This window comes from Micromonospora sp. NPDC048871 (genome assembly GCF_043198155.1).
Lineage (GTDB): Bacteria > Actinomycetota > Actinomycetes > Mycobacteriales > Micromonosporaceae > Micromonospora.
The window spans coordinates 247,353-266,697 of sequence record NZ_JBICUM010000007.1 but is presented as its reverse complement, the minus strand read 5'-3'; the positions used below and the strand labels follow the sequence as shown (position 1 = coordinate 266,697).

The following is a 19,345-nucleotide window of genomic DNA, read 5'->3' as shown; positions in this document are numbered from 1 at the left end:
TATGTCCTTCCGCCTGAGCTACCGGGCCGACCCGGGCAATCCGTGGTTCTCCTGGCAGTACGTGCGGGACAACTCTGACACGGTGCTTGCCGCCCTGCGGGACCACACCACCCTCACCCTGCGAGCGGTGCTGATCGCCACCCTGATCGCCGTCCCGCTGGCCGTGGTGGCGTACTGGTTCCGGTCGCTCACCGGGCCGATTGTCGCACTCACCGGGGTGCTCTACACCCTCCCGTCCTTGGCCCTGTTCGCCTTCGTCGCGCCCTATCTGGGCATCGGGGTGGCTACCGTGCTCAGCGTGGTGGTGCTGTACGCGCTGCTGGTGATCGTCCGGAACACCCTGGCCGGGCTCGATCAGGTGCCGGCGGAGGTGCGGGAGGCCGCCGAGGGCATGGGGTACGGCCGTTGGGGCCGACTGCTGCGGGTCGAACTGCCGCTGGCCCTGCCCGGCATCCTGACCGGCCTGCGGTTGGCCACGGTCTCCACGGTCGCGCTGATCACCGTGGGGGTGGTGATCGGGCGGGGTGGGCTGGGGCAGATCATCTTCGCCGGGTTCAACAACAACTTCTACAAGGCGCAGATCATGACCGGGACCCTGCTGTGCGTACTGCTGGCACTGGTGCTCGACCTGATCCTCGTCGGTGTCGGCCGGCTGCTCACCCCCTGGACGCGGGGGCGGCTCGGATGAGGGCCTGCGGCGGCGGGGGTGACCGGAGGTGGGAATGAACCCCGTACAGCAGGCGGTGGTCTGGCTCAACGACCCGCTGAACTGGACGAACCCGGGCGGCATCCTGGACCGGCTCGGCGAGCACGTCACCATCTCGGCCGCCGCGGTCCTGCTGGGCTGCCTGGTGGCCTGGCCGTTCGGGCTGTGGCTGGGGCACGCCGGACGGGGTGGCGGGCTGGTCGTGCTCATCTCCAATGTCACCCTGGCGGTGCCCACGCTGGCCCTGCTGACCATTCTCCCGTTGACCTTCCTGGGCTTCGGTAAACCGGCCGTGATCGTCGCCCTGGCGGTGTTCGCGGTGCCGCCCCTGCTGGCCAACGCGTACACCGGGGTCCGGCAGGTCGATCCGCAGACCCGGGAGGCGGCCCGGGGGATGGGGATGACCGGCGGGCAGGTGCTGCGCCAGGTGGAGTTGCCGCTGGCGGTCCCCTACCTGGCAGCCGGCTTCCGGACCGCCGCGGTCCAGGTGGTGGCCACGGCGGCCCTGGCGACCTTCGTCAACGGTGGAGGACTGGGCGAGATCATCCGACTGGGGTTCGGGCTGAGCATCGCGGTGGGCGGCGGCCAGATTCTCGCCGGTGGCCTGCTGGTCGCCGGGCTGGCGGTCAGCGTGGAGCTGCTGTTCGGGCTGGTCGAGCGGCTGGTCACCCCAGCTCCGCTGCGCCGCGCCCGACGGCGTGCGGCCGGTCGCGCTGCGAACGCGGTGACCGGGTCCTGACCTCCTGCGCCCTGAGCGGCGCTACACCGGCCCCCCTTCGACCAGGGCGGTTGGTGACGGTCCGGTGACGAAGGCGGTCAGAAGTTGTCGGTAGCGCGCGGCAGGATGTTGGGTGGATCTGCGGGCGGCCGAAGGGCGGATCGCCCGTCGGACACGCGGCCGGCCCGAGGGGGCCGCGCCGGGACACGGAAGGCGGGTTCATGCGCGCAGGGAGAAGATTGTCCATCGCCGTCGTCGGCGCCCTGGCTGCGGCCGGTGTGTTGGCGGGCTGCGGCGAGGCCGGCTCGTCCGGCACCGAGGCCCCACCCGAGGCGGCCTCGGGCGAGGGGTGCGCCCCGGTAGCCGGCGAGCAGCTGATCGCGCTGACGGACGACAAGGCCCTCCAGAACGCCGACAACATCATCCCGGCGATCAACACCAAGGCGGCCACCCCCCAACTCGTCGCCGCCCTGGACAAGGTCTCCACGGTGCTCGACACCCCGAAGCTGGTGCAGCTCAACAAGGCGGTCGATGTCGACCGCAAGAGCGCCCAGGCGGCCGCGCAGGAGTTCAGCACCGCCAACGGGCTGGCCGAGGGTGTCGAGAAGGGACCGGGCGGCAAGGTCACGGTGGGGGCGGGCAACTTCACCGAGAGCGAGATCATCGCCGAGCTCTACAAGATCCAGTTGACCGCGGCCGGTTACCAGGTGACCGTCCAGCAGATCGGCAACCGGGAACTGTACGAGCCGGCGCTGGAGAAGGGTGAGATCCAGGTCGTCCCGGAGTACGCGGCGACCATGGCCGAGTTCCTCAAGGGCAAGACCGGTGGTGGCAGCGAGCCGGTCTCCTCGCCGGATGTCGAGAAGACCGTCACCGCCCTGCGTACCCTCGGCGAGCAGGTGGGGATCAGCTTCGGCCAGCCGGCACCGGCGCAGAACCAGAACGCCTTCGCGGTGACCAGGGAGTTCGCCGACAAGTACGGCGTGCGGACCCTGTCGGAGTTGGCCGACAAGTGCTCCGGTACGGCCACCGTGCTGGGCGGGCCGCCGGAGTGCCAGGAGCGCCCCTTCTGCAAGCCCGGCCTGGAGCAGACCTACGGTCTCTCGGTCGGCTCGTTCTCCTCTCTGGACCAGGGCGGACCGTTGACCAAGACCGGTCTGCGCAACGGCACCATCAGTGTCGGTCTGGTTTTCTCCACCGACGCGGCCTACGCCACCAGCTGAGCCGAGCCGCCGCCCCGGCTGAACCGGCCGGGGCGGCGGGGGCCTCGCTGCTCCGGGCCGGTCAGCGATCAAGGTCGAACTTCGGCATCAACTGTCGCCGTTGCCCCCGGTTTCCTGGTAACCCAACTCTCGGTAGGCTGCGGACCCATGCCCGCAACGGTGCCCACCGATCCGCGCAGCAAGCAACTGTTGACCGCCCTCTTCTGGGGTGGGGTGGCGCTGGCCCCGGTAGCGGCGCTGATCCTGCTGGTCGCCGACGGCAACGGTCCACTGCGGTTCGCCGCGCTGCTGGCCATCATGGCCGTGGTGCTGATCGGGCTGTCCATCACCCTGCGCGCCGACAGTGGTGGCGAACAGCACGCCGAGGAACTGCGCGCGGAAATCGAGCAGGTGCAGCGGGAACTGCGCAGCGAGATCGTGGCCGCCGCCCAGCGGAGCAATCAGGCGTTGAACGAGGTCGAGCGGGTCCAGCAGGCGCTGGCCGGGTTGCGCCATACGACGGCCGCAGCACCGGCTCCCTCGACCGGAAGCGCCCCACTCGCCGATGGGGAACCGGTCGGCGCAGGCCGGGCCCGGGTGGCGATGGAACCAGAGGCACCACCCCCCGCCGTGGAGCACCCCGCCCCGCCCGCTCCGGAGGACCGGCCGACATCGGCGCCCTACGGGGCACGGCCGGCACCGGCCCCCTACGCCGACCGGGCCGCGTCGGCTCCCTACGGGGAACGGCCCGCGCCCGGTGGCCCAGGGAAGCGGCCGGGCAGCCCCGGCGGGGTGTACGGCTCGGCCCAACCGGCAGGCCAGGGCGTGGTCCGGCACACCGAGACCGTGCATGTCACCACTCGACACACCATCGTGGATGGTGGGGCGATGGGTGACCCGGCAGGCTTCGGCGGCTACGTCCCGCCCTGGCCCGGCGACGACCGGTCGGCACCGAGCGATCCGGTCACCCACCGCGAGGACCGACCGGCGTACCGCGAGCAGCGTCCGGCATACCGCGAGGACCGCCCCGGGTACGGCGAGGACCGTCCGGCATACCGCGAGGGTGGTCCCGGGTTCCGCGAGGAGCGCCCCACGTACGGCGAGGACCGCCCGGCGTACCGGGACGGCGGGCCGGGGCTCCGCGAGGAACGCCATGGCTACCGGGACGAAGGCGACTGGGCGGCCTCCCGCGAGGAGCGCGGTCGGGGCGAGAGCGGACCGCAGTGGGGGTCCGCCGCCGAGGTGGCACCGGACTGGCCGCCCCGCGCGGACGACACCGGGGAGTACTGGGCCCAGTTGCGGGCCGGGGACCGTTGGGCGGCCGTCCGCGACGACGAGCGGGGACGTGAGTACCGGGCCGGTGAACGTCACGCAGAGGTGAACGCCGACCACACCGGCACGGAGTACCGGGTGGCGGACCGCTGGGCCAGCGTCCGCCACGGCGAGCCGCGTCGAGCGGCCGACGGCGACGAGGGATGGCGGGACGGACCGGCCGAGGATCGCCGACCGGCCCTGCCGCCCGGCGGGGTGCCGGTCCCGGAGGAGTGGCGCGCACCGCGACAACGCGGGCACCACCCCGAGGCTGGTCGGGGCCCTCAGGCCGAACCGGTGCGGGGGTACCAGCCCGAGCCGCCCCGGGGACATCAGCCGGAGCCGTACGGCCGTCGGCACCGGGCCGAGGACACCGGCTACGGTCCGCCGGTCCAGGACCCGGGAAACCGCTGGCACTGACCAGGCGCGAAAAGTCGGTCCGCCGCCCCGGAGAGCCCTGGCGGATCACTTGTCGATGTCGCCGACCACGAAGAACATCGAGCCGAGGATGGCGATCAGGTCCGGCACCAGACAGCCGGGCAGCAGGGTGGCCAGGGCCTGCACATTGGCGTACGAGGCGGTGCGCAGCTTCAACCGCCAGGGGGTCTTCTCCCCCCGGGACACCAGGTAGTAGCCGTTGATGCCGAGCGGATTCTCCGTCCAGGCGTAGGTGTGCCCCTCGGGGGCCTTCAGCACCTTCGGCAGCCGGGTGTTGATCGGCCCGGTCAGCCGGTCGACCCGGTCCAGGCACTGTTCGGCCAGGTCCAGTGAGGCGTACACCTGGTCCAGCAGCACCTCGAACCGGGCGTGGCAGTCACCGGTGGTGCGGGTGACCACCGGCACCTCCAGTTGGTCGTAGGCCAGGTAGGGCTCGTCGCGGCGCAGGTCCAGGTCCAGCCCGGAGGCGCGGGCGACCGGGCCGGAGGCGCCGAAGGCGGCGGCCTCGGCCGCGGAGAGCACCCCGATGCCGACCGTACGGGCCAGGAAGATCTCGTTGCGTCGGATCAGGTTGTCCAGGTCGGGCATCCGGCGGCGTACCTCACCGATGGCGGCCCGGGCCCGGCCGGTCCACCCGGAGGGCACCTCCTCCTTCAGCCCACCGACCCGGTTGAACATGTAGTGGATCCGCCCGCCGGAGACCTCCTCCATCACCGCCTGGATGGTCTCCCGTTCCCGGAAGGCGTAGAACATCGGGGTGATCGCGCCGATCTCCAGGGGGTACGAGCCGAGGAACATCAGGTGGTTGAGCACCCGGTTCAACTCGGCCAGGGCCATCCGCAGCCAGGTCGCCCGCTCCGGCACCTCCATGCCCATCAGCCGTTCCACGGCCAGCACCACGCCCAGCTCGTTGGCGAACGCCGAGAGCCAGTCGTGCCGGTTGGCCAGCACGATGATCTGCCGATAGTCGCGTACCTCGAACAGCTTCTCCGCGCCCCGGTGCATGTACCCGACGATCGGCTCGGCGGAGATCACCCGTTCGCCGTCCAGGACCAGCTTCAGCCGCAGCACCCCGTGGGTGGAAGGGTGCTGGGGTCCGATGTTGAGCACCATGTCCGTGCCGAGCTGCTCCCCGCCGGTGCCCGCCACCAGCCCAGCTCCGGTGCCGACGGTCAGCTCACGCAGGTCGCCCGTGGTCATGCCCGCCATCGTGCCATGACCGGCCGGTCAGGACGGCGCAGCGGTGTCGATCGGCCCGAACACCCCGGGCAGCAGCCGGTCGGTGGGCAGGCCGACCGGCTGCCACAGCCACCAGTGCCCGCCGAGTCCGGCCGGGTCGGTCAGCTCGGCCGCCGCCGAGGCCGCCGCCAGCGCCCGCACGTACCCGGCCGGGTCGTGGGCGGCCAGGCTCAGCGGCGGTCGCCCCCCGTCGGCCCCGAGCGCCCGCAGCCCGTCCCGCTGCGACCCCAGGGCGTACGCACACCGGGCGACCCGCTCACCGGCGGAGGCGACCGAGTCCATGGCCACGTGCGCGGTGACGTCACACGACCCGTCCGGCACCGGTGGCACCTGCCGCCCGGCCCGGTACCCGGTCAAGGTTCCGTCCACCGGTCTGGTCGCCCGCAGATGGCCGTAGTCCACCGCCAACGCCAGGCCTCGTTCGACGTGGCCGACCGCGTCCGCCCAGGCTTCGTCCCTGGTCCTGCCGATCTCCACTCGTGCGCGGTCCGTGGGGGTGCGGTCCGTTTGGGTTTCCGGGCAGCCCGACCGGCTCCGGGCGGTCAGGCTTGATCCCTGCGCCGGTCGGGCTGCCCGGAAACCCGACCCGGTCGAGCTGTCAGGGTCTGGTGCGGTCGCGGGTGGGGAGGAAGGGTCCGTCACAGGGTTCGCCGACTGCCGATCGGTCGGGGCTGGCTGGGTGGTCGCGGCGAGAGGGCTGGGCCACCAGGTGGAGAGCCAGTCGAGGTCTGCTCGGCTGAGTGGGGTGCCGATCGTCTCCTCGCCGGAGGTGGGGTCGACGAGCAGGTAGTGCCAGCCGGTTCCGGTGTGCACGGCGAGGTCCAGCGGGACGTTGTCGAGCCACTCGGTAGCCAGGAGCAGACCCGTGATACCAGCGGGAATCCGGTCGGTCCAGCGGATCTGTTCGGGCAGGTCATCGGGTCGCGGAGCCAACTCGACAGCAGTGAACCGCACCCGCTCAACCAACGGCACCGACCCACCCCCGCTGAGATCCGACGCGCAGCTGTCGCCGCCGTACCCCGTCGTGATCTTCGAAGGGTTGAGGGGTGAGGGTCGGACGGTGGTCGTGGTGGTCAGGGTTTCCGGGGAGCCCACCCGCTCCGGGCGGTCAGGCTTGATTCCTGCGCGGGTGGGCTCCCCGGAAACCCCCACGGACAGCGCCCGAACCAACTCCCCCCGCCCCGCCCCCACGTCGACCACATCGAAGACAGCAGGATGACCGAGCACCCCGTCGAGATGACGGATCAACCGGAGCAACGCCCCAGCGAAGACCGGAGAGGCGTGCACGCTGGTACGGAAGTGCGCCGCCGGCCCCGCGCCGGAGACGAAGAAGCCGTCCGGCCCGTACAGTGCCCGCTGCATCGCCTGATGCCAACGCATTGCCATTCGGTCCTCGCTCTCGGCGCTTCCACCGCGCCGATCCAACGGCGGTGAACGATTTCACACATCCTTGTTTCGGATCCGTGTCAGCGACACATACTTGCTTCGACCGGTACCCATCTCGAGGACTGGATCGTGACATGAGCGCACCCTTGCGCACGTATCCGGCCGCCCGTCGGCGGTCCGCGACCGTGCCGTCTGCCAATCATGCCGCTCTCACCGTCGGCGTGATCGGCGCCGGACGGGTCGGAGCCACCCTGGGTGCCGCGCTTACCGCCGCAGGTCACCGGGTGGTAGCCACGACCGGCAGTTCCGGGGCCTCTCAGGCCCGGGTGGCGCTGCTGCTGCCGACGGTCTCCCGCCGCCGGGCCTGCGAGGTAGCTCGGGCGGCCACCGACCTGCTGCTGATCGCCGTACCGGATGACGCCCTGGCCGGGGTGGTGGCCGACCTGGCCGCGCAGGGGGCCCTGCGGCCCGGTCAGGTGGTCGCGCACACCTCCGGGGCCCATGGTCTGGGGGTGCTGGCCCCGGCCGCCGCGGTGGGTGCCCGTCCGTTGGCCCTGCACCCGGCGATGACCTTCACGGGTACCCCGGACGACCTCAGTCGGCTGCCCGGCATCTCGTATGGGGTGACCGCGCCGGCCGACCTGCGCCCGTTGGCCGCTCGGCTGGTGGCCGATCTCGGCGGGGTGCCGGAGTGGATCGGGGAGTCCGACCGGCCGCTCTACCACGCGGCTCTGGCGCACGGCGCCAACCACCTGGTGACCCTGGTGAACGAGGCGGCCGACCGGCTGCGCGACGCCGGGGTGACCCAGCCGGAGAAGGTGCTGGCCCCGCTGCTGCGGGCCGCTCTGGAGAACGCCCTGCGGTTGGGTGACGATGCGTTGACCGGTCCGGTGGCCCGGGGCGACGCCGGTACGGTGGCCCGGCACCTGACGCAGTTGGCGGCCATCGCGCCCGAGTCGGTGGAGGCCTACCTGGCGTTGGCCCGGCGTACCGCCGACCGGGCGGTGGCCGCCGGCCGACTGCGGCCGGCGGAGGCGCAGCCGCTGCTCGGGGTGCTGGACCGGGAGCAGAGCCGGGTGGCGGCGTGAGCGGATTGGTGAACGACATGGATCGCGTGACGAGGCTCGTGCACACCCGTGCCGAGTTGGCCGAGGCCCGGTCCGCCCTGACCGGAAGGGTGGGGGTGGTGATGACCATGGGTGCCCTGCACGAGGGCCACGAGGCCCTGCTGCGGGCCGCCCGGGAGCGGGCCGATCACGTGATCGTCACGGTCTTCGTGAACCCCCTCCAGTTCGGTCCGAACGAGGACTTCGACCGCTACCCCCGGACCCTGGAGGCTGACCTCGAGGTGTGCCGGCGGGCCGGTGCCGACCTGGTCTTCGCCCCGGCGGTGTCGGACATGTATCCCGAGGGGGCACCCCAGGTACGGCTGGACCCGGGTCCTCTGGGCGAGGACCTGGAGGGGCTGAGTCGGCCCGGCTTCTTCCACGGGGTGCTCACCGTGGTGCTGAAGCTGCTCCAACTCACCCGGCCCGACCTGACCTTCTTCGGCGAGAAGGACTACCAGCAGCTGACCCTGGTCCGGCGGATGTGTCGGGACCTGGAGGTGCCGGTCGAGGTGGTCGGCGTACCCACCGTCCGGGAGCCCGACGGGTTGGCCCTGTCCAGCCGCAACCGCTACCTCTCCGACACCGAGCGGCAGGTGGCGCTCAGCCTGTCCCGGGCCCTGCGGGCCGGGGCGGAGGCCGCCGAGGCGGGCCGCGACGCCGGGGCGGTGCTGACGGCCGCGCACGCCGCCTTCGGTGCCGGTGAACCCGGGGCCCGGCTCGACTACCTGGTCCTCACCGACCCCGAGCTGGAACCGGGGCCGGTCCAGGGGCCGGCCCGGCTGCTCGTCGCCGCCTGGGTGGGTCAGACCCGACTGATCGACAACGCGCCCGTCCTGCTGCACCCGGCGTCCTGACCAGACCTGCGCGAAAGGCGTCCCGATGTACCGCACCATGCTCAAATCCAAGATCCACCGGGCCACGGTGACCCAGGCGGATCTGCACTACGTCGGGTCGGTGACCGTCGACGAGGATCTGCTCGACGCCGCCGACCTGCTCCCCGGGGAGCAGGTGGCGATCGTGGACATCACCAACGGCGCCCGGCTGGAGACCTACGTGATCCCGGGGCGGCGGGGCAGTGGGGTGATCGGCATCAACGGCGCCGCGGCCCACCTGGTGCACCCGGGGGACCTGGTCATCCTGATCTCGTACGGTCAGATGGACGACGCGGAGGCCCGCACCTACCGCCCCCGGGTGGTGCATGTCGACGCCGACAACAAGATCGTGGACCTGGACGCCGACCCCTCGACCGCCGCCCCCGGCACCGCCGGCACCCCCATCCCCAACCCCCAGTCGGTGAAAGGAAGGGCCCCTTCTTAACGCCTCACGAGGTAGAAGGGCCCCCTGTTAACACCCGCCCCACCCTGCGCCCGGAATCCGCTCTGTCACCGGAAGGTCATTTCTGGTTACGCTGTGACCGCCGTCAGGAGACGGCCGCTGGCTGGGGGAGGCGGCGTCATGCAGCGTGCGACGAGAACCCTGACCGCGGCCCTGGCCGTCGCGGTGCTGCTGGTGGGCTGCGGTGCGCCGCACGGGCTGGACGGGGACCTGACCGACGACTGGGCGGCTTTGGCCGCGCCCGGTGCCTTCACCCCGGTCGCCGAGGTCTGCCACGAGGCGGACTTCGCCGACGCGGTGTCATTGGCGGCGTACGCCCCGGTGGACTGTGCCACCCCGCACCGGGTGGAGACCGTGCACGTCGGCACCTTCCCCGCCGAGCGCAAGGAACCGCCCCCGGTGGCCTCACCCGAACTGCGTACCGCCTTCGCGGACTGCGACAAACGGGCCAACGGTTACGTGGGGGACAACTGGCGGGCCGGTCGACTGCGGCTGGCGGTGGCGGTCCCCACCGGGGCGGGCTGGGCCGCGGGGTCGCGGTGGTACCGCTGCGACCTGATGGAGGTGACCACGGCCGAGGCGGGTGCCAAGGTGGTGACCCGCAGCGGCTCCCTGCGCAACGCGCTGCGGCCCCCCTCCCCGCTGTGGCTGGGGTGTCAGCAGGCCCGCACGGACCGCTCCCGGGTGGTGCGCTCCCTGGTACCGGTGGACTGCGCCGAGCGCCACGACGCCGAGTTCGCCGGAGTGTGGCAGGCACCTGATCGCCCGTACCCGAAGAACAGCGCGCAGTGGGCCCCCTTCTACGCGGGCTGCCGTACGGTGCTCGCCCGCTACGCCGGGGTGCCGGACGACGGTGACCTGATCTACCGCAGTGACCTGGTGGTCCGTCCGCCCGGCGCCGGGCGGTGGCAGGTGGGGGACCGGGGAGTGCGTTGCTACCTCTGGCTCGGCGACCGGAAGGTGACCGGTTCACTCAAGGGGGCCGGCCCGGCCGGACTCCCGGTTAGGACGAAGTAGCGGGAACCACTCGTCCCGCCCCCGCCGCCCGAGCCGAGTGACCTTCGGGTTGACTGGGGGGATGCAGTTACCGACCGTCGGCTTGCCGGCGCTGCCCCGCCTGCTGTCCGCTCCGGCGCCGGGTTGGGTGGAGACCACCGACGTGATCGTGGTCGGCTCCGGGGTGGCCGGGCTGACCGCCGCCCTGCACCTGCGGGAGGCCGGCCTGCACGTCACCGTGGTCACCAAGGTCAACATCGACGAGGGTTCGACCCGCTGGGCCCAGGGGGGCATCGCGGCCGTCCTCGACCCGGCGGACACCCCGGCGATGCACGCCGCCGACACCGAGATCGCCGGGGTGGGGCTGTGTGATCCGGCTGCGGTCCGGGTGCTGGTCGAGGAGGGGCCGACCCGGCTGCGGGAACTCATGCGGATCGGGGCCGCCTTCGACCGCAACCTGGACGGTTCGTTGGCGCTGACCCGGGAGGGCGGGCACCGGGCCGACCGGATCGTGCACGCCGGTGGCGACGCGACCGGCGCGGAGGTCCAACGGGCCCTGCACGAGGCGGTCCGCCGGGACCCGTGGATCCGCCTGGTCGAACACGCCCTGGTGCTGGACCTGCTCCGGGCCCCCGGTGCCGGCCCGGACGGGCTGGGCAGGGCGTGCGGCATCACCCTGCACGTGCTCGGAGAGGGCAGTGAGGACGGTGTGGGTGCCATCCTTGGCCGGGCCGTGGTGCTGGCCACCGGCGGTCTGGGGCAGGTCTTCGCGGCGACCACCAATCCCCCGGTCTCCACCGGCGACGGGGTGGCCCTGGCCATGCGGGCCGGTGCGGCCGTGACCGATGTGGAGTTCGTGCAGTTCCACCCGACCGCCCTGATCGTGCCGGAGCAGGCCCGTACCCCGGACGCCGGTCACGCCCAGCAGCCCCTGGTCTCCGAGGCGCTGCGCGGCGAGGGCGCGCATCTGGTGGACGCCGACGGCAAGCGGTTCATGCTCGGCCAGCACGAACTGGCGGAGCTGGCCCCTCGGGACGTGGTGGCCAAGGGCATCCACCGGGTGTTGCTGGCCACCGGTGACGACCACGTCTACCTGGACGCCCGCCACCTCGGCGGCGAGTTCCTGGCCCGCCGGTTCCCCACCATCGTCGCCTCCTGCCGGGCCATCGGGGTGGACCCGGCCGAGGACCTGATCCCGGTGGCACCGGCCGCCCACTACGCCTCCGGCGGGGTCCGCACCGACCTGCACGGCCGTACCTCCATCCCCGGCCTGTACGCCTGCGGCGAGGTCGCCTGCACCGGCGTGCACGGGGCCAACCGGCTGGCCAGCAACTCCCTGCTGGAGGGTTTGGTCTTCTCCCGGCGGATCGCCGACCACATCGCGGCCGGTCTGCCCGAGCAGGCCCGCCCGGCGGACACCGGGGCCTGGCGTGGGGGAGCGGGCTGGGTGGTGCCGGCCGCCACCACTCCCGCCCTGCAACGGGCGATGACCCGGGGGGCGGGAGTGCTCCGCTCGTCGGCGACCCTGGCCGCCACCGCGGCCGAACTGGTCGAGCTGAGTGCCGGTCGGGGTACCCCCCGGACCGCCGACTGGGAGGCGACCAACCTGCTGACGGTGGCGAGCGCCCTGATGGCTGCCGCGTACGCCCGGCAGGAGACCCGGGGCTGCCACTGGCGGGAGGACCACCCGGAGGCGGACGAGCGGTGGCACGGCCACCTGGTCGGCGCGATCGGTACGGATAACCAGTTGACCATGCGGTGGGAGGAGACCCGATGAGTGACGGCGCTGCCGCGGCGGCTGGCCTGAGTGTCCGGACGAAAGGGTTGCTGCGGGCGGCCGGACTGGAGCCGGAGCAGGTACGCCGGATCATCGAGACCGCGCTGGTCGAGGATCTGGGTCCGGATCTGCTCGACGTGACCAGCGTGGCGACCATCCCGGCGACCCAGATGGACACCGGCGACGTGGTGGCACGGGCCGACGGGGTGGTGGCCGGGCTGGCCGTGGCCGCCGCCGTGTTCGAACTCGCCGACGAACTGACCGGCTCCGGTCGTACCGTCGCGGTGTCCGTGGTGGCCCGCGACGGTGATCGGGTGGCCCGCGGCGATGTGCTGGCCACGGTGACCGGCCCGACCCGGGTGCTGCTCACCGGCGAACGCACCGCTCTCAACCTGCTGAGCCGGATGTCCGGGGTGGCCACCCACACCCGGGCCTGGGCGGATGCCCTGGCCGGCAGCAAGGCGATGGTCCTGGACACCCGCAAGACCACCCCGGGCCTGCGGGCCCTGGAGAAGTACGCGGTCCGCGCCGGCGGTGGCACCAACAAGCGGATGGGCCTGTACGACGTCGCCATGATCAAGGACAACCACAAGTACGCCGCGGGCGGGATCACCGCGGCCTACCGGCGGGTCCGTGCGGCCTTCCCTGAGGTGCCGGTGCAGGTGGAGGTGGACACCCTCGCCGAGGCGGTGGAGGCGGTCGAGGCCGGCGCCACCTTCCTGCTGCTGGACAACATGCCCCCCGCTCTGCTCACCGAGGTGGTGGCGGCCGTCGGGGACCGGGCCGAGCTGGAGGCCACCGGCGGGCTGACCCTCGCCGACGCCGCCGAGGTCGGGGCGACCGGGGTGGACTACCTCTCCGTCGGTGCCCTGACCCACTCCTCGCCGATCCTGGACATCGCTCTGGACCTGCGTACGGAGTGAGCCCGGCAGGAGCGGCCGTCTAGGCTGCGGGGCGTGCTGCTCTGCATCGACATCGGGAACACCAACACCGTGCTGGCGACCTTCGACGGCGACCAACTGGTGCACTCCTGGCGGATCAAGACCGACGCCCGCTCGACCGCCGACGAGCTGGGGCTGATGTTCCGGGGACTGCTGGCCGGGGACGCCGTCGAGATCACCGGGGTGGCGGCCTGCTCGACCGTGCCGGCCGCCCTGCGCTCGCTGCGGACCATGCTGACCCGCTACTACGGGGCACTGCCTAGCGTGATCGTGGAGCCGGGGGTACGCACCGGCGTGCAACTGGCCATCGACAATCCGAAGGAGGTCGGCGCCGACCGGGTGGTGAACACCCTGGCCGCGTACAGCCTCTACGGGGGGCCCTCGATCGTGGTCGACTTCGGTACCACCACCAACTTCGACGTGATCAGCGGTCGGGGCGAGTTCCTCGGCGGGGCCTTCGCCCCCGGCATCGAGATCTCCTTCGACGCCCTGGCGGCCCGCGCCGCCCAGCTCCGCAAGGTCGAGGCGACCAAGCCGCGTTCGGTGATCGGCAAGAACACCGTGGAGTGTCTCCAGGCCGGGCTCTACTTCGGGTTCGCCGGTCAGGTGGATCGGATCGTCGAGCGGATGGCCGAGGAGATGGGCGAGTTGAAGGCGGTGATCGCTACGGGTGGGTTGGCGCCGCTGGTGCTCAATGAGTGCCGGACGATCACGCATCATGAGCCGATGATCACTCTGATGGGGTTGCGCATGGTTTATGAGCGGAACGTCTGATTGCTCTTTGGGGTTTCCGGGCAGCCCGACCGGCTCCGGGCGGTCAGGCTTGATCCCTGCGCCGGTCGGGCTGCCCGGAAACCCGTCGGTGCGCCGGCTCAGCCGTTCCTTGCGGGCTTGAGGGGGTGTCCGGGCTGCACCGTCTTGGTGGGGTGGGTCATTAGGGGGTGGGCTATCCGGTGATGGGGGGTGGGGGGCTTGAGTACGCTCTGGGCTTGACCCCGCCCGAATTCTCCTTCTGAGGAAGCGTGCCGTGACCCAGCAGAGCCCCGTGCCAGTCGACCCCGCCGACGACCTTCCCGAGCAGATGAAGGTCCGCCGGGAGAAGCGGGAGCGGATGCTCGCCGACGGCGTCGAGCCGTACCCGGTCAGCTTCTCGCGCACCAGCAGCCTCGCCGAGGTGCGGGAGCGCTACGCCGACCTGCCCACGGACACCGCCACCGGCGACCAGGTCTCGGTCACCGGCCGGGTGATCTTCGTACGGAACACCGGCAAGCTCTGCTTCGCCACCCTGCGGGACGGGGACGGCACCGAGTTGCAGGCCATGCTCTCCCTGGACCGGGTCGGCGCCGAGCGGCTGGAGGACTGGAAGCGCCTGATCGACCTCGGGGACCTGGTCGGCATCACCGGCGAGGTGATCACCAGTCGGCGGGGGGAGTTGTCCGTGCTCGCCGAGCAGTGGGCGGTCACCGCCAAGGCGCTGCGCCCGCTGCCGGTGGCGCACAAGCCCCTCAGCGAGGAGGCCCGGGTACGGCAGCGGTACGTCGACCTGATCGTCCGGCCGCAGGCCCGCCAGATGGTGCGTACCCGGGCGACTGCGGTGCGCAGTCTGCGCGATTCGCTGCACGGTAAGGGATTCATCGAGGTCGAGACCCCGATGCTCCAGTTGCTGCACGGTGGCGCGACCGCCCGGCCTTTCGTGACCCACAGCAATGCCCTCGACACCGACCTGTATCTACGAATCGCGCCGGAACTGTTTCTCAAGCGCGCCGTGGTGGGTGGTGTCGAGCGGGTGTTCGAGATCAACCGTAACTTCCGTAATGAGGGCATCGACTCTTCGCACTCACCGGAGTTCGCGATGCTGGAGGCGTACGAGGCGTACGGCGACTACAACACGATGGCCGAGTTGACCCGCAATCTCGTCCAGCAGGCGGCGATCGCGGCGACCGGATCGACCGTGGTGACGCACGCCGACGGTCGGGAGTACGACCTGGGCGGTGAGTGGCGTTCGGTGAGCCTCTTCGGTGTGCTTTCCGAGGCCCTCGGCGAAGAGGTCACCGTCCGCACCGAGCGCGCCCGTCTGGTCGAGTACGCCGACAAGGTGGGGGTCAGCGTCGACCCCAAGTGGGGGCCGGGCAAGTTGGCCGAGGAGTTGTTCGAGGAGTTGGTCGTACCGGGGCTTCAGGCGCCTACTTTCGTACGCGACTATCCGGAGGAGACCAGCCCGCTGACCCGGGGCCATCGCAGTGAGCCGGGTTTGGCGGAGAAGTGGGACCTGTACGTGTTCGGCTTCGAGTTGGCCACCGCGTACTCGGAGTTGGTCGACCCGGTGGTGCAGCGGGAACGGCTGATCGCCCAGGCGCAACTGGCCGCGCGCGGCGACGACGAGGCGATGCGACTCGACGAGGACTTTCTCCGGGCGATGGAGTACGGAATGCCGCCGGCCGGTGGCATGGGAATGGGAATCGATCGACTCCTGATGGCGCTGACCGGGCTGGGAATTCGGGAAACCATCCTGTTCCCGTTGGTTCGCCCCGAGTAGTCGCTGGGAAGCTTCTCGGGTCGTTACCGGATCCTATTGACGGGGCAAGCATCTGGCAGGTTATTGTTGCCCTGCAGATGGCAGTACCAGCCCTGCTCGAAAGGAATGTGGGACGTGGCCAAGCAGATCATTCACAAGCTGGTCGATGACCTGGACGGCGGGGACGCGGACGAGACCGTCAAGTTCGCGCTCGACGGCGTGCAGTATGAGATCGACCTCTCGAGTTCCAACGCCGAGAAATTGCGTGACGCATTCGCGCAGTACATCGCCAACGGCACCAAGGTGGGTCGTGGCGGTGTGGTCGTGGGTGGGCGTGCCGCCCGCGGTCGGGGTGGTGCGACAGCCGACCGTGAGCAGAACAAGGCCATCCGGGCCTGGGCGCGTAAAGCCGGCAAGGACATCTCCGACCGGGGTCGGATCCCCCAGGAAATCGTCGACGAGTACCACGCCAAGGCGGGGCACTGAGACGAACCTGCGAAGGTCATCGGTCGACGCCGGCCCGGAGGAATCTCTGGGCCGGCGTCGCCGTCTCTCGGCCCGGTCGCCCGGCGCGGGCCGGCCCCTCGGCGGGTTCGGGACTAAACCCGAGGGGTCGGACGTTGTCCACAACCGGTGGATGTCTTGTCCACAGCCTGTGGATGGCGTCACCCCTGGATGGTGTCGGACGGGCTGCCGTTCGGTCTCCGGAGCCCCTCCGTGCGCGCTCCGGACGGCTTGTGGCCGCCGGTCGAATTTCGCTCTGCGCGTACAGACCCCCCGCCCGGAACACCCGTTGAGCGCGGAGGGTTGTGCAAAACGACGCGTACCGGGCCCACCGCGCAGACACACGAGGTCAGCCGAACCCGTTCGCGGCGATAGAGTAATGAGGCGCGGACGTCCGTCCCGGGCGCTCGCGCACCGGCCCCGCCGAGAGTCTTGACCACCAAGATCGAGTGCGCACGGCACGTGAGGAGCACGAGGGCATGTTCGAGCGGTTCACCGACCGAGCGCGACGGGTTGTCGTCCTGGCCCAAGAAGAGGCCCGGATGCTCAACCACAACTACATCGGTACGGAACACATCCTGTTGGGCCTGATCCACGAGGGTGAGGGCGTCGCGGCCAAGGCCCTGGAGAGCCTCGGGATCTCCCTGGAGGGCGTCCGCCAGCAGGTGGAGGAGATCATCGGCCAGGGCCAGCAGGCGCCGAGCGGGCACATCCCGTTCACGCCGCGGGCCAAGAAGGTGCTGGAGCTGTCCCTGCGCGAGGCGCTGCAGCTCGGCCACAACTACATCGGCACGGAGCACATCCTGCTCGGCCTGATCCGTGAGGGCGAGGGCGTCGCCGCCCAGGTGCTGGTCAAGCTCGGCGCCGACCTCAACCGGGTCCGCCAGCAGGTGATCCAGCTGCTCTCCGGCTACCAGGGCAAGGAGCCGGCTGCGGCGGGCACCGCCCCGGGTGAGGCCGCGCCGTCGACCAGCCTGGTGCTGGACCAGTTCGGCCGGAACCTGACCCAGGCGGCCCGGGAGGGCAAGCTCGACCCGGTGATCGGGCGCGAGAAGGAAATCGAGCGGGTCATGCAGGTGCTCTCCCGCCGTACCAAGAACAACCCGGTCCTGATCGGTGAGCCCGGCGTCGGTAAGACCGCCGTGGTCGAGGGGCTGTCCCAGAAGATCATCAAGGGCGAGGTGCCCGAGACCCTCAAGGACAAGCAGCTCTACACCCTCGACCTGGGTGCCCTGGTGGCCGGCTCCCGCTACCGCGGTGACTTCGAGGAGCGCCTGAAGAAGGTGCTCAAGGAGATCCGCACCCGCGGTGACATCATCCTGTTCATCGACGAGATCCACACCCTGGTGGGTGCGGGTGCCGCCGAGGGCGCGATCGACGCGGCGAGCATCCTGAAGCCGATGCTGGCCCGGGGTGAGCTGCAGACCATCGGCGCGACCACCCTCGACGAGTACCGCAAGCACCTGGAGAAGGACGCGGCCCTGGAGCGCCGGTTCCAGCCGATCCAGGTGGGTGAGCCCTCGCTGGCGCACACCATCGAGATCCTCAAGGGCCTGCGCGACCGCTACGAGGCGCACCACCGCGTCTCGATCACCGACGCTGCGCTCGTGGCTGCCGCAACTCTGGCCGATAGATACATCTCCGACCGGTTCCTGCCGGACAAGGCGATCGACCTCATCGACGAGGCCGGCGCCCGGATGCGGATCCGCCGGATGACCGCGCCGCCGGACCTGCGTGACTTCGACGAGCGCATCGCCCAGGTGCGCCGCGACAAGGAGTCCGCGATCGACGCGCAGGACTTCGAGCGCGCCGCCCAGCTGCGCGACAAGGAGAAGCAGCTGCTGGGCCAGAAGGCGCAGCGGGAGAAGGAGTGGAAGGCCGGTGACCTGGACGTCGTCAGCGAGGTCGACGACGAGCAGATCGCCGAGGTGCTGGGCAACTGGACGGGCATCCCGGTCTACAAGCTGACCGAGGAGGAGACCTCGCGCCTGCTGCGCATGGAGGACGAGCTGCACAAGCGCGTCATCGGCCAGGAGGACGCGGTCAAGGCGGTCTCGAAGGCCATCCGGCGTACCCGGGCCGGCCTGAAGGACCCCAAGCGCCCCTCGGGCTCGTTCATCTTCGCCGGTCCGTCCGGTGTGGGTAAGACCGAGCTGTCCAAGGCCCTGGCCGAGTTCCTGTTCGGCAGCGAGGACGCCCTCATCCAGCTGGACATGTCGGAGTTCCACGACCGGTACACGGTCTCCCGGCTCGTCGGTGCCCCTCCCGGGTACGTCGGCTACGACGAGGGTGGGCAGCTGACCGAGAAGGTGCGGCGTCGGCCGTTCTCGGTGGTGCTGTTCGACGAGATCGAGAAGGCCCACCCGGACGTGTTCAACACCCTGCTCCAGATCCTGGAGGACGGTCGGCTCACCGATGGTCAGGGCCGGATCGTGGACTTCAAGAACACGGTCATCATCCTGACCACCAACCTGGGCACCCGGGACGTGGCCAAGGCGGTCTCGCTGGGCTTCCAGGCCTCGGAGGACTCCGAGTCGAACTACGACCGGATGAAGCAGAAGGTCAACGACGAGCTCAAGCAGCACTTCCGGCCCGAGTTCCTGAACCGGATCGACGACACCATCGTCTTCCACCAGCTGCGTCAGACGGAGATCCTGTCGATCGTCGACATCATGATCGCCCGGATCGAGACCCAGCTGCGGAACAAGGACATGGGCCTTGAGCTGACTGACAACGCCAAGAAGTACCTGGCTGCCAAGGGCTTCGACCCGGTGCTGGGCGCCCGGCCGCTGCGCCGCACGATCCAGCGCGACATCGAGGACAACCTCTCCGAGCGGATCCTGTTCAACGAGCTGATCCCGGGTCAGATCGTCGTGGTGGACTGCGAGGGGGACCCGAACGACATCGACAAGTCCAAGCTCGTCTTCAAGGGCTCCGATCGCCCGGTCGACGTGCCGGACGCCGTCCCGGCTGATCTCGGTGGCACCGCTACCACCGGTGCGGACGAGTCGGCGGCCTGAGTTCTACCAGCTCACATCAGCGGCGGCCCGGTGGCAGATGCCACCGGGCCGCCGCTTTGCGTACCCCGGGTCGGGCCGCTGCCGCCGGGATTATCAGGTGGTTTGTGCATCTATGGGCGATGTGATGGAGGCTGGCAGCCCGGATCGA

The 19,345-nt window shown here is 70.8% G+C and carries 16 protein-coding genes; 14 read left to right on the top strand and 2 right to left on the bottom strand.

Annotation, left to right across the window (positions count from 1 at the left end; all coding sequences use genetic code 11):
- The first annotated feature begins 1 nt into the window (after position 1).
- The 4 genes from ACGFIK_RS18475 (at position 2) to ACGFIK_RS18460 (ending at position 4,357) form a co-directional block, all read left to right on the top strand.
- Positions 2–688: an ABC transporter permease gene (locus tag ACGFIK_RS18475; RefSeq protein ID WP_327023770.1), complete on the top strand. Its 687-nt coding sequence runs from the start codon at positions 2–4 to the stop codon at positions 686–688.
- 34 nt (positions 689–722) lie between these two features.
- A complete protein-coding gene (locus ACGFIK_RS18470) occupies positions 723–1,445 on the top strand; it encodes an ABC transporter permease (RefSeq protein WP_327023771.1) in 723 nt (240 codons plus the stop codon).
- Positions 1,446–1,663: 218 nt separating this feature from the next.
- Entirely contained in the window at positions 1,664–2,647 is a 984-nt protein-coding gene (locus ACGFIK_RS18465; RefSeq protein ID WP_327023772.1) for a glycine betaine ABC transporter substrate-binding protein, read from the top strand.
- 147 nt (positions 2,648–2,794) lie between these two features.
- Positions 2,795–4,357: a hypothetical protein gene (locus ACGFIK_RS18460; RefSeq protein ID WP_327023773.1), complete on the top strand. Its 1,563-nt coding sequence runs from the start codon at positions 2,795–2,797 to the stop codon at positions 4,355–4,357.
- 45 nt (positions 4,358–4,402) lie between these two features.
- On the opposite strand, the gene ACGFIK_RS18455 is transcribed toward ACGFIK_RS18460, so the two are convergent.
- Together ACGFIK_RS18455 and ACGFIK_RS18450 are read right to left on the bottom strand one after the other, a co-directional pair.
- Positions 4,403–5,584 carry an NADH-quinone oxidoreductase subunit D gene (locus ACGFIK_RS18455; RefSeq protein ID WP_327023774.1) on the bottom strand — a complete coding sequence of 394 codons (1,182 nt, stop codon included), beginning with the start codon at positions 5,582–5,584 and terminating at the stop codon, positions 4,403–4,405.
- A gap of 18 nt (positions 5,585–5,602) precedes the next feature.
- Positions 5,603–6,976, bottom strand: coding sequence for an SAM-dependent methyltransferase (locus tag ACGFIK_RS18450; RefSeq protein WP_327023775.1), 1,374 nt, complete (start codon positions 6,974–6,976; stop codon positions 5,603–5,605).
- Positions 6,977–7,134: 158 nt separating this feature from the next.
- On the opposite strand from ACGFIK_RS18450, the gene ACGFIK_RS18445 reads away from it, so the two are divergent.
- From ACGFIK_RS18445 to ACGFIK_RS18400, 10 genes are all read left to right on the top strand, one after another.
- Positions 7,135–8,088 (top strand): DUF2520 domain-containing protein, encoded by a 954-nt coding sequence (locus ACGFIK_RS18445; RefSeq protein ID WP_327023776.1) that lies wholly within the window; start codon positions 7,135–7,137, stop codon positions 8,086–8,088.
- Positions 8,089–8,114: 26 nt separating this feature from the next.
- On the top strand, positions 8,115–8,963 hold the full coding sequence (panC, locus tag ACGFIK_RS18440; RefSeq protein WP_327023777.1) for a pantoate--beta-alanine ligase: 849 nt from the start codon (positions 8,115–8,117) through the stop codon (positions 8,961–8,963).
- Positions 8,964–8,988: 25 nt separating this feature from the next.
- Complete coding sequence (gene panD / locus ACGFIK_RS18435) at positions 8,989–9,426, top strand: aspartate 1-decarboxylase (RefSeq protein ID WP_327023778.1); 438 nt, start codon at positions 8,989–8,991, stop codon at positions 9,424–9,426.
- A gap of 138 nt (positions 9,427–9,564) precedes the next feature.
- Positions 9,565–10,461, top strand: a complete 897-nt coding sequence (locus ACGFIK_RS18430; protein ID WP_327023779.1) for a septum formation family protein — start codon at positions 9,565–9,567, stop codon at positions 10,459–10,461.
- 61 nt (positions 10,462–10,522) lie between these two features.
- Positions 10,523–12,217, top strand: a complete 1,695-nt coding sequence (locus tag ACGFIK_RS18425) for an L-aspartate oxidase (protein WP_327023780.1) — start codon at positions 10,523–10,525, stop codon at positions 12,215–12,217.
- Positions 12,214–13,140, top strand: coding sequence for a carboxylating nicotinate-nucleotide diphosphorylase (gene nadC / locus ACGFIK_RS18420; RefSeq protein WP_393340333.1), 927 nt, complete (start codon positions 12,214–12,216; stop codon positions 13,138–13,140). Before ACGFIK_RS18425 ends, nadC begins: the two co-directional genes overlap by 4 nt.
- 33 nt (positions 13,141–13,173) lie before the next feature.
- The gene (locus tag ACGFIK_RS18415) at positions 13,174–13,932 is read left to right on the top strand and encodes a type III pantothenate kinase (RefSeq protein ID WP_327023781.1); all 759 of its coding nucleotides are present in this window, start codon (positions 13,174–13,176) and stop codon (positions 13,930–13,932) included.
- Between the two features lie 253 nt (positions 13,933–14,185).
- Positions 14,186–15,694, top strand: a complete 1,509-nt coding sequence (gene lysS / locus ACGFIK_RS18410; protein WP_327023782.1) for a lysine--tRNA ligase — start codon at positions 14,186–14,188, stop codon at positions 15,692–15,694.
- A 114-nt stretch (positions 15,695–15,808) separates the two neighbouring features.
- Positions 15,809–16,159: an Lsr2 family protein gene (locus ACGFIK_RS18405; protein ID WP_327023783.1), complete on the top strand. Its 351-nt coding sequence runs from the start codon at positions 15,809–15,811 to the stop codon at positions 16,157–16,159.
- A 497-nt stretch (positions 16,160–16,656) separates the two neighbouring features.
- Positions 16,657–19,197: an ATP-dependent Clp protease ATP-binding subunit gene (locus ACGFIK_RS18400; protein WP_327027387.1), complete on the top strand. Its 2,541-nt coding sequence runs from the start codon at positions 16,657–16,659 to the stop codon at positions 19,195–19,197.
- Positions 19,198–19,345: the final 148 nt, after the last annotated feature.